This is a genomic window from Pseudomonas sp. N-1-13 (genome assembly GCF_057787095.1).
The window spans coordinates 287,765-297,798 of record NZ_JBYNRI010000001.1 but is presented as its reverse complement, the minus strand read 5'-3'; the positions used below and the strand labels follow the sequence as shown (position 1 = coordinate 297,798).

Annotated in this window: 11 protein-coding genes; 7 read left to right on the top strand and 4 right to left on the bottom strand. The window is 62.7% G+C overall.

The genetic code is table 11. The annotated features are described in order from the left end of the window. Nucleotides 1-81: 81 nt before the first annotated feature. From AC3I65_RS01410 to AC3I65_RS01395, 4 genes are all read right to left on the bottom strand, one after another. Nucleotides 82-2,142, bottom strand: coding sequence for a methyl-accepting chemotaxis protein (locus tag AC3I65_RS01410; RefSeq protein ID WP_047225995.1), 2,061 nt, complete (start codon nt 2,140-2,142; stop codon nt 82-84). A gap of 213 nt (nt 2,143-2,355) precedes the next feature. After that, nucleotides 2,356-2,895 carry a chemotaxis protein CheW gene (locus AC3I65_RS01405; RefSeq protein WP_047225996.1) on the bottom strand — a complete coding sequence of 180 codons (540 nt, stop codon included), beginning with the start codon at nt 2,893-2,895 and terminating at the stop codon, nt 2,356-2,358. 10 nt (nt 2,896-2,905) lie between these two features. After that, nucleotides 2,906-3,271, bottom strand: a complete 366-nt coding sequence (gene pilH / locus AC3I65_RS01400) for a twitching motility response regulator PilH (protein ID WP_047226188.1) — start codon at nt 3,269-3,271, stop codon at nt 2,906-2,908. 47 nt (nt 3,272-3,318) lie between these two features. Then, entirely contained in the window at nt 3,319-3,747 is a 429-nt protein-coding gene (locus AC3I65_RS01395) for a response regulator (RefSeq protein WP_047225997.1), read from the bottom strand. 223 nt (nt 3,748-3,970) lie between these two features. Here AC3I65_RS01395 and gshB point away from each other — a divergent pair, with 223 nt between their 5' ends. The 7 genes from gshB (at nt 3,971) to AC3I65_RS01360 (ending at nt 9,972) form a co-directional block, all read left to right on the top strand. Further along, nucleotides 3,971-4,924: a glutathione synthase gene (gshB, locus tag AC3I65_RS01390; RefSeq protein ID WP_047225998.1), complete on the top strand. Its 954-nt coding sequence runs from the start codon at nt 3,971-3,973 to the stop codon at nt 4,922-4,924. 77 nt (nt 4,925-5,001) lie between these two features. Then, nucleotides 5,002-5,898, top strand: coding sequence for an energy transducer TonB (locus tag AC3I65_RS01385; RefSeq protein ID WP_047225999.1), 897 nt, complete (start codon nt 5,002-5,004; stop codon nt 5,896-5,898). 178 nt (nt 5,899-6,076) lie between these two features. Continuing rightward, a complete protein-coding gene (locus AC3I65_RS01380; RefSeq protein ID WP_047226000.1) occupies nt 6,077-6,646 on the top strand; it encodes a YqgE/AlgH family protein in 570 nt (189 codons plus the stop codon). Continuing rightward, on the top strand, nt 6,646-7,083 hold the full coding sequence (gene ruvX, locus AC3I65_RS01375) for a Holliday junction resolvase RuvX (RefSeq protein ID WP_092395470.1): 438 nt from the start codon (nt 6,646-6,648) through the stop codon (nt 7,081-7,083). Before AC3I65_RS01380 ends, ruvX begins: the two co-directional genes overlap by 1 nt. Before the next feature lie 85 nt (nt 7,084-7,168). Further along, nucleotides 7,169-7,675: a bifunctional pyr operon transcriptional regulator/uracil phosphoribosyltransferase PyrR gene (gene pyrR, locus AC3I65_RS01370; protein ID WP_488523411.1), complete on the top strand. Its 507-nt coding sequence runs from the start codon at nt 7,169-7,171 to the stop codon at nt 7,673-7,675. 24 nt (nt 7,676-7,699) lie between these two features. Beyond that, entirely contained in the window at nt 7,700-8,704 is a 1,005-nt protein-coding gene (locus tag AC3I65_RS01365; RefSeq protein ID WP_047226003.1) for an aspartate carbamoyltransferase catalytic subunit, read from the top strand. Beyond that, complete coding sequence (locus tag AC3I65_RS01360; protein ID WP_047226004.1) at nt 8,701-9,972, top strand: dihydroorotase; 1,272 nt, start codon at nt 8,701-8,703, stop codon at nt 9,970-9,972. The genes AC3I65_RS01365 and AC3I65_RS01360 overlap by 4 nt, the downstream gene beginning before the upstream one ends. The last annotated feature ends 62 nt before the right edge of the window (nt 9,973-10,034 follow it).

Sequence of the window (10,034 nt, the reverse complement as noted above, 5' to 3'; positions counted from 1 at the left end):
TCGCAGTCCAGCGGGGATAAATCCCCTCGCCACAAAAGCTTCCTCGCCACATGACCCTTCTCAATATACAGATCCAGCCAGTTACGCCTTGTTCTCATCCGCCGCAGCCGCCGCCGGCAAAGTAAACCCCGACACCGAACGACGCAGCTGACTGGCCATTTTCGCCAGGTTGCCGATGCTCTCGGCGGTGGCGGTGGAGCCGGAAGAGGTTTGCGTGGTGATCTGCTGGATCACGTTCATGGTCAAGGAAATCTGTCCCGCCGACGTCGTCTGTTGCTGCGCCGCGTTGGAAATGCTCTGGATCAGCGCCGCCAGGGTCTTGGACACGCCTTCGATTTCTTCCAGGGCCACCCCGGCATCCTGGGCCAGTCGGGCGCCGCGCACCACTTCGGTGGTGGTCTGTTCCATGGAAATCACCGCCTCGTTGGTGTCAGCCTGAATCGCCCGCACCAGGGTCTCGATCTGCCGGGTCGCCGCCGAAGAGCGCTCCGCCAGCCGCTGCACTTCATCGGCCACCACCGCGAACCCGCGCCCGGCGTCACCGGCCATGGACGCCTGGATAGCGGCGTTGAGGGCCAGGATGTTGGTCTGGTCGGCAATGTCATCGATCAGGCTGACAATGTCGCCGATTTCCTGAGACGACTCCCCCAGGCGCTTGATGCGCTTGGCCGTGTCCTGGATCTGCTCGCGAATGTTGTCCATGCCATGAATGGTGTTGTGCACCACCTCGTTGCCTTTGTTGGCGATCTCCACGGAGCGCTCGGCCACCGCCGACGACTCGGCGGCATTGGCCGAGACCTGATCGATGGACTGGGCCATTTCATTGATTGAAGTCGAAGCTTCGGATATCTGCTGGGCCTGATGTTCGGAAGCCTGCGCCAGGTGCATCGCCGTAGCCTGGGTTTCCTGCACCGCAGCGGCGACCTGGCCGGCGGTGAGGTTGATGGTGGCCACAAGGTCACGCAGTTGGTCCACCGAATAGTTGATGGAATCGGCGATGGTGCCGGTAAAGTCTTCGGTAACCGAGGCGGTCACGGTCAGGTCGCCATCGGCCAGGTCTTCGATCTCGTCCAGCAGACGCATGATCGCGTTCTGGTTGCGCTCATTCTTTTCTGCGGTTTCACGCAACTGCCGGTTGGTTTCGCGGACCATCACCAGCCCGATCAGGATGATCGACATCAGCGCCAACAGACCCAGCACATAACCACCGATGGCGTTTGCGGAACGCCCGCCGGCCAGGTTTTCGAACGCGGTGGCCAGGTGCGACGCTTCGTCCAGCAAGGTTTGCGACAGGTTGAAGATGTTGCCTGCCGACTCGCGGACCTTGAACAGCTCAGGAGAGGTTTCGAGGATTTCGTCCACCGAGCCGGAGACGAATTCGAAGAGTTCGCTGATCTCACTCAGGCGAGCCCGGGCATCGCGGTCCTGTACTTGGGAGATCTTCAAGGCCGGGTCACCTTGCGACATGCCATTGAGCACCTGACCAAAACGTGCGGCATCGCGGCCAAAGGTATCGGCGGCCTGACTGGCGTTTTCATCCCCCGCCAGCACGGTGTTCACCGCCCCGAGAATCCGTTCGGCCAGCAACGACTGGCGCTGGGCCATGGCGACCTGCGCGGCGGGCGCGCCGCGCTGCAGGAGAATTTCGACGACCTTTTCGTACTCGACCTGCAATTGCGGCACGGTTTCGGCGAGGGTCGCCGCCACCTGATGCAGCGACAGCACAGTCTGTTCGCTGGACAGGATGGCATCGGTGTTCTTGAGCAGGCGTTCCCAGTCCAGCTGTACGGCACGCATCTGCGGGCGCAGGGCAGCAGGTGCCGGTGGCAGGCCGGTCACCGGGTCGCCTTGCTTCAGGTAGCCCCAGCGCTGGGCGAAATCATTGCGCGCCTCGCTCAGCAACTTGAACGCCGCGGCCTTGCCGGCGGCCGCCTCGGTGGCGTTCTTCGCGATGCGCTGGGACAGCACCCGCAACTCACCGGCGTGGCCGATGTACTGCTTGTCGTAGTTGGACTGGGTGTTGAGGTAAGCGAAGTTGGCGAACAGCAGCATGATGAAGACAATCAGCGCGACGAACAGCACGATGATCTGCGAACGACTGCGCGACGCTTCCAGAGGCTTACCTGTATTTGCTTTGCTCATCGGTTCTCGCCTGTACTGCCCAATCCAACCCACTCACCACTGCCAACTGTAAGCAAGCCCTTGTAGTGCAGCCTGCTCAATCAGTGTGACTCTGTGGGAGCAAGGCTTGCCTGCGATGAAAACAACACGGTTTCCCGCCAACCGAGGCGCCGCCATCGCGAGCAAGCTTTGCTCCCACTGGCTCGTTCCTACAAGGGACCGTGTGGCATCTCGTCAAACAGCTACATCCATGAACCCCGGCGAGCGCGTCAGCGCAAACGGGCTGAACACCTGCCACTGCCGTTCACCGCGAAACCGGCCCTTGACGAAGGCCGACTCCGGGCCGTCAAGGTCGTCCATCAGCGTCGGCTCCAGGCTGTCCTGGGCAAAATGCTGCAATCCGAGGACTTCATCCACCAGCAACCCGGTAAAGACCTCGTCATGATCCACCACCAGCACCCGCCGCTGCTTGCGCACGCTCGACAGCTCATGGCCGAAGAAACCGCACAAATCCATCAACGGCAATAAGCGCCCGCGCAGATTAGCCACACCACGAACCCATGGCTTGACCCCGGGCAAATGTGTGTAGCGCGGTTCGTGCAGCACTTCGCTGACTTCGCCCATGGGCGCCACGTACCAGTGTTCGCCGAGGCGAAAACCGATGCCGCTCCAACTGTCGCCGTGGGTCGGTTGTGACGGCAGGTCCGCCCCCAGCAGCCGGCAACGCCGGTCGATCTGCAGGAGCAGTTCGAAAGCGGTCAGGGATTGGCTCATGGCCGTGTCATCAACCCGCCAGCACGTTGTTCAGGGTCTTGATCAGGGTTTCTTCGTCCACCGGTTTGGTCAGGTAGTCCTTCGCGCCTTGGCGAGTGCCCCAGACCTTGTCGGTGTCCTGGTCCTTGGTGGTGATGATGATCACCGGGATGTGCCCGGTGTCCGGATCCTTGGTCAACTGGCGCGTGGCCTGGAAACCGTTGAGGCCGGGCATGACGATATCCATCAGGACCGCGTCGGGCTTTTCCTGGCGAGCCAGGGCCACGCCGTCGGCGCCGTTTTCGGCCTTCAGGACCTGGTGGCCGTGCTTTTCCAGCATGCCGGTCAGTTTGTACATTTCGGTCGGCGAATCATCGACGATCAGAATTCGTGCCATGGTGTTCCCCATTTTTTGTTGACCCCAGGCCCGATGGCCGAGTGTCATTAATGTGCCTGGTGCGGCTGGACAGCGGCAAAGCCCGGAACATGAGCCCGTATCGCGCCCAGCAGTTCTTCCTTGCTGAAAGGCTTGGTCAAAAACTGATCGGAGCCGACGATGCGCCCCTTGGCCTTGTCGAACAAACCGTCCCGGGACGACAACATGATCACCGGCGTGGCCTTGAAAACGCTGTTGTTCTTGATCAGGGCACAAGTCTGGTAACCGTCCAGGCGCGGCATCATGATGTCGACAAAGATAATGCCCGGATGATGGTCGGCGATCTTGGCCAGGGCATCGAAGCCATCGACCGCCGTGATGACCTCGCAACCCACGTTGCGCAACAAGGTCTCGGCGGTGCGGCGGATGGTCTTTGAGTCGTCGATGACCATGACCTTCAAGGCGCTGGGTTGCTGCTGCGTAAGATGCTCTGCCATTGCCACTGCAAACCGGTTTTTAACGCGTAAGTGTGAACGACAGCGCAAACCCTTGATGTTCAAGGCCCGCACGTCACATGCCAGCCTTTTTAGCACAGTCTCCATCGCCGATCTATCGGCCGCTCGGTACAGTGGTTTTTCCTTGACCGCCAATCTTCCGGGCGCCACTCTGACGCCACTTTTTCACACCATTTGTGCCCATCAATTTTCGAGGAACCAAGCCATGAGCGTACGCGTCGGCATTGTCATGGACCCTATCGCCAGCATTTCCTATAAAAAGGATAGCTCGCTGGCCATGCTGCTGGCCGCTCAGAAGCGCGGCTGGGAGCTGTTCTACATGGAACAGGGCGACCTCTACCAGGCCGAAGGTCAGGCACGGGCGCGGATGAAGCCGCTGAACGTCTTCGCCAACCCCGAAAAATGGTTTGAGCTGGGCGCCGAACGCGATGCGCTGCTCAGCGACCTGGACGTGATCCTCATGCGCAAGGATCCGCCCTTCGACATGGAGTTCGTGTATTCCACCTACCTGCTGGAGCAGGCCGAAAACGCCGGTGTGCTGGTGGTCAACAAACCCCAGAGCCTGCGCGACTGCAACGAAAAGCTGTTCGCCACGCTGTTCCCGCAATGCACGCCGCCCACCATCGTCAGCCGTCGCCCGGACGTGCTGCGTGAATTCGCCGACCATCACGGCGACGTGATCCTCAAGCCCCTGGACGGCATGGGCGGCTCCTCGATTTTCCGTCACACCGCCGGCCACCCCAACCTGTCGGTGATCCTGGAAACCCTGACCCTGCACGGTCAGCAGCAGATCATGATCCAGGGATACCTGCCGGCCATCGTCGATGGCGACAAGCGCATCCTGATGATCGACGGCGAACCGGTGGACTATTGCCTGGCGCGCATTCCCGCAGCCGGCGAAACCCGCGGCAACCTGGCGGCCGGCGGGCGTGGCGAGGCGCGTCCGTTGACTGAAAAGGACCGCTGGATTGCGGCCCAGGTCGGCCCGACCCTGCGGGAGAAGGGTCTGCTGTTCGTGGGCCTGGACGTGATCGGCGAGCACCTGACGGAAATCAACGTCACCAGCCCGACCTGCATCCGCGAGATCGACAACGCCTTCGGCACCGACATCGGCGCGATGCTGATGGATGCCATCGATCAGAAGCTCAAGGCTCGTTGATCCAGATCCTGCTGAAGGAAACCCACATTGCGTTATCATGCCCGGCCTGAAAAAAACGCGATGTTGGTTTCCTTGCCATGACCCTCCCGTCCGATCTGCCCCAAGAGCTCGCCCATCGCGGCGTGCGCCCGGCTGATCGTCTCGGTTTTACCCTGTTCCTGGCGGCATTGATCCACTTGGCACTGCTGCTGGGCGTCGGGTTTGCCACGGTAGAACCCAAACAGATCAGCCAGACCCTGGAAATCACCCTGGCCACCTTCAAAAGCGAAGCCAAGCCACAAAAAGCGGACTTCCTCGCCCAGGAAAACCAGCAAGGCAGTGGCACCCTGGAAAAAAAGGCGACGCCCAAGACCACCCAGATCGCGCCGTTCCAGGACAATAAAGTGCAGAAGGTCACACCGCCGCCAGCGGCCAAGCCCGAGGTCCGGGAGACGGCGCCCAAGGCAGCCGTGACCACCGTGGCGCCGAAGCCGAAAAAAGCCCCGGTCAAGGAAGAGGTCAGGCCCGACCCCAAACCCAAGGCCCCGGTGCCCACCTTCGACAGCGCCCAACTGTCCAGCGACATCGCCAGCCTGGAAGCCGAGCTGGCCCAGGAACAGCAGTTGTATGCCAAACGCCCGCGTATCCACCGCCTGAGCGCCGCCTCGACCATGCGCGACAAGGGCGCCTGGTACAAAGATGAGTGGCGCAAGAAAGTCGAGCGCATCGGCAATCTCAACTACCCCGACGAAGCCCGGCGCAAGCAGATCTATGGCAACTTGCGGCTGCTGGTCTCGATCAACCGCGACGGCTCGTTGTATGAAGTGCTGGTGCTGGAGTCCTCCGGCCAGCCATTGCTGGATCAGGCCGCCCAGCGGATCGTGCGCCTGGCCGCGCCGTTCGCACCGTTTACCGGGGACCTGTCGGACATCGACCGCCTGGAAATCATCCGCACCTGGAAGTTCGCCCGGGGCGATCGTCTCTCCAGCAACTGACCCCATCCCCTTGTGGGAGCGAGCCTGCTCGCGATAGCAATCGAACATCCAGCATGATGTCGCCTGACACACCGCATCGCGAGCAGGCTCGCTCCCACAAGGGTTTCGTGACAGTCTCCGGCATTTGCTGCACATCCCCAGCTTGTCAGTTCGCCCCTGCGCCGCCACACTAGCGCCTATGAAAAACGTCAGCCCCACCTACCTCAAGCATCACTTCCTGATTGCCATGCCACACATGGCCGATCCGAACTTTGCCCACACCTTGACCTACATCGTCGAGCACACGGCCAATGGGGCCATGGGGCTGGTGATCAATCGGCCGCAGGAACTGAACCTGGCGGACATTCTTGAGCAGTTGCGCCCGGATGTAGAACCGCCACTCTTGTGCCAGCACGTCCCGATTTTCATCGGCGGCCCGGTGCAGACCGACCGAGGCTTCGTGCTCCACCCGACGGGGCCGTCCTACCAGGCCACCGTGGACCTGGATGGCGTATCGCTGTCCACCTCCCAGGATGTGCTGTTCGCCATTGCCGACGGCGTAGGCCCGGAAAAAAGCCTGATCGCCCTCGGCTATGCCGGTTGGGAAGCCGGGCAACTGGAAGCCGAGCTGGCCGATAACGCCTGGCTGACCTGCCCGTTCGACGCCGACATCCTGTTCAACACCAGCAGCGAACTGCGCCTGGAAGCGGCGGCCAGCCGGTTGGGGGTCAACCTCAGTCTGCTCACCAGCCAGGCAGGACACGCCTGATGGCCCTGCGCTTGCTGCTGGGCTTCGATTACGGCACCAAACAGATCGGCGTGGCGGTCGGCCAGGTGATTACCGGCCAGGCCCGCGAGCTGTGCACCCTGAAGGCGCAGAACGGCGTTCCCGACTGGAACCAGGTCGAAGCCCTGATCAAGGAGTGGAAACCCGACGCCGTGGTGGTCGGCCTGCCGCTGAACATGGACGGCACGCCCAGCGACATGTGCGTTCGCGCGGAGAAATTCGCCCGCAGGCTCAACGGCCGCTACAACCTGCCTTTCTATACCCACGACGAGCGTCTGACCACGTTCGAGGCCAAGGGCGAACGCCTGGTACGTGGCGGGCAGAAAGGCAGTTACCGCGACAACCCGGTAGACGCCATCGCGGCCGCCCTGCTGCTGCAAGGCTGGCTCGACGCCAACGCCGCCCTGTTCGAAACCTGATTTTTTTGAAAGCGCCGCCAGGGCGCTTTCTTTTAGCGATAAACCGGGCCTCTGACCACCGGCCCGGGAACCTGAAGGAGCCAGCATGAGCCTGCCCAATCCCGCCGAACTGATCAGCCAGATGGCGATTCGTCTCACGGCGCATCTGGAACAACGCGGCATCAGCGAACCGCGCTACATCGGCATTCGCACCGGTGGCGTCTGGGTCGCCCAGGCCTTGCTCGAAGAACTGGGCAGCGATGCGCCGCTGGGCACCCTCGATGTGTCGTTCTACCGCGACGACTTCAGCCAGAACGGCCTGCACCCGCAAGTGCGCCCTTCGGCCCTGCCGTTCGAGATTGAAGGCCAGCATCTGGTACTGATCGACGATGTGCTGATGAGCGGCCGGACCATCCGCGCCGCCATGAACGAACTGTTCGATTATGGCCGCCCCGCCAGCGTGACCCTGGTGTGCCTGCTGGACCTGGACGCCGGCGAGCTGCCGATCCGCCCGAACGTGGTCGGCGCGACGCTGACGCTGGCCGCTCACGAGCGAGTCAAGCTGTGCGGCCCCACGCCGCTGCAACTCGAACTGCAAGACCTTGCCCTTTAACTGCCCTTGTAAGAGTCCATTGCGATGACGCCTCTCGAAACCAAGCGAGCGCTACAGCTCAACGATCAGGGCCAGCTGCGGCACTTCCTGTCCCTCGACGGCCTGCGCCGCGAGCTGCTGACGGAAATCCTCGACACCGCCGATTCGTTCCTCGAAGTCGGGGCCCGGGCGGTCAAGAAAGTCCCGTTGCTGCGCGGCAAGACCGTGTGCAACGTGTTCTTCGAAAACTCCACCCGCACCCGCACCACCTTCGAACTGGCGGCCCAGCGACTGTCGGCGGACGTGATCACCCTGAACGTGTCCACCTCCTCGGCGAGCAAGGGCGAAACCCTGCTCGACACCTTGCGCAACCTCGAGGCCATGGCGGCCGACATGTTCGTCGTGCGTCACGGTGATTCCGGCGCCGCGCATTTCATTGCCGAGCATGTATGCCCGCAAGTGGCGATCATCAACGGCGGCGACGGCCGTCACGCCCACCCAACCCAGGGCATGCTGGACATGCTGACCATCCGTCGGCACAAGGGCAGCTTCGAGAACCTGTCGGTGGCTATCGTCGGCGACATCCTGCACTCGCGGGTGGCCCGTTCGAACATGCTCGCCCTCAAGACCCTCGGCTGCCCGGACATCCGCGTGATCGCGCCGAAAACCCTGCTGCCCATTGGCGTCGAGCAGTATGGCGTGAAGGTCTACACCGACATGACCGAAGGCCTCAAGGACGTGGACGTGGTGATCATGCTGCGCCTGCAGCGCGAACGCATGACCGGCGGCCTGCTGCCGAGCGAAGGCGAGTTCTACCGCCTGTTCGGCCTGACCACCGCGCGCCTGGCCGGGGCCAAGCCGGACGCCATCGTCATGCACCCGGGGCCGATCAACCGCGGGGTGGAGATCGAGTCGGCAGTGGCCGACGGACCACATTCGGTGATCCTCAACCAGGTGACCTACGGCATCGCCATCCGTATGGCCGTGCTGTCCATGGCCATGAGCGGGCAAACGGCCCAGCGCCAATTCGACCAGGAGAACGCCCAGTGAAGCTCAGCATTCTCGGCGCACGCGTGATCGATCCGGCCAGCGGCCTGGATCAAGTGACTGACATCCACATCGATGCCTGCAAAATTATCGCCCTTGGCGCCGCTCCGGCCGGTTTTACCGCCGTTGATACCCTCAACGCCCAAGGCCTGGTGGCCGCCCCTGGCCTGGTGGACCTGAACGTCGCCCTGCGCGAACCCGGTTACAGCCGCAAAGGCAGTATCGTCAGCGAAACCCAGGCTGCCGCCGCCGGTGGCGTGACCAGTTTGTGCTGCCCGCCACAGACCAAGCCGGTACTGGACACCTCGGCCGTGGCCGAGCTGATCCTCGATCGCGCCCGCGAAGCCGGCAACACCAAGGTCTTCCCTATCGGCGCCTTGAGCAAAGGCCTCGATGGCGAGCAACTGGCAGAACTCATTGCGCTACGCGACGCCGGTTGCGTGGCGTTCGGCAATGGTCTGAACAGTTTTCGCAATACCCGCACCCTGTGCCGCGCCCTGGAATACGCTGCGACCTTCGGCCTGACGGTGATCTTCAACTCCCAGGATCACGATCTGGCTGAAGGTGGGCTGGCCCACGAAGGCCCGACCGCCAGTTTCCTCGGCCTGCCAGGCATTCCGGAAACCGCCGAAACCGTGGCCCTGGCCCGGGACCTGCTGCTGGTGGAACAAAGCGGCGTGCGCGCACACTTCAGCCAGTTGACCAGCGCCCGCGGCGCCGCACTGATCGCCCAGGCCCAGGCTCGCGGCCTGCCCGTCACCGCCGATGTAGCGCTGTACCAACTGATCCTGACCGACGAAGCGCTGATCGACTTCAACAGCGTCTATCACGTCCAGCCGCCGCTGCGCACCCGCGCCGACCGCGATGGCTTGCGCGAGGCTGTGAAGTCCGGGGTGATCTCGGCCATCTCCAGCCATCACCAGCCCCACGAGCGCGATGCCAAGCTGGCACCATTCGGCGCCACGGAACCGGGCATCAGCAGTGTCGAACTGTTGCTGCCACTGGCCATGACACTGGTGGAAGACGGATTGCTGGACCTGCCGACCCTGCTCGCACGCCTGAGCAACGGCCCGGCCGACGCGCTGCAATTACCGGTGGGTAAACTGGCAGTGGGCGCGGCGGCGGACTTGGTGCTGTTCGACCCGGCGGCGTCCACTGTGGCGGGTGAAGCCTGGCGCTCCAAGGGTGACAACTGCCCGTTCCTTGGCCACAGTTTGCCGGGGGTGGTGCGTTATACGCTGATGGATGGGCGGATTACTCACCAGGCCTGACATCGCGTCGGTCTTATCGCGAGCAGGCTCGCTCCCACAGGGATCTTCGGTGAACACATAAC

Coding starts and splice junctions, on each gene's coding strand:
- AC3I65_RS01410 (WP_047225995.1), bottom strand. CDS start 2,142: ATGAGCAAAGCAAATACAGGTAAGCCTCTGGAAGCGTCGCGCAGTCGT.
- AC3I65_RS01405 (WP_047225996.1), bottom strand. CDS start 2,895: ATGAGCCAATCCCTGACCGCTTTCGAACTGCTCCTGCAGATCGACCGG.
- pilH (WP_047226188.1), bottom strand. CDS start 3,271: ATGGCACGAATTCTGATCGTCGATGATTCGCCGACCGAAATGTACAAA.
- AC3I65_RS01395 (WP_047225997.1), bottom strand. CDS start 3,747: ATGGCAGAGCATCTTACGCAGCAGCAACCCAGCGCCTTGAAGGTCATG.
- gshB (WP_047225998.1), top strand. CDS start 3,971: ATGAGCGTACGCGTCGGCATTGTCATGGACCCTATCGCCAGCATTTCC.
- AC3I65_RS01385 (WP_047225999.1), top strand. CDS start 5,002: ATGACCCTCCCGTCCGATCTGCCCCAAGAGCTCGCCCATCGCGGCGTG.
- AC3I65_RS01380 (WP_047226000.1), top strand. CDS start 6,077: ATGAAAAACGTCAGCCCCACCTACCTCAAGCATCACTTCCTGATTGCC.
- ruvX (WP_092395470.1), top strand. CDS start 6,646: ATGGCCCTGCGCTTGCTGCTGGGCTTCGATTACGGCACCAAACAGATC.
- pyrR (WP_488523411.1), top strand. CDS start 7,169: ATGAGCCTGCCCAATCCCGCCGAACTGATCAGCCAGATGGCGATTCGT.
- AC3I65_RS01365 (WP_047226003.1), top strand. CDS start 7,700: ATGACGCCTCTCGAAACCAAGCGAGCGCTACAGCTCAACGATCAGGGC.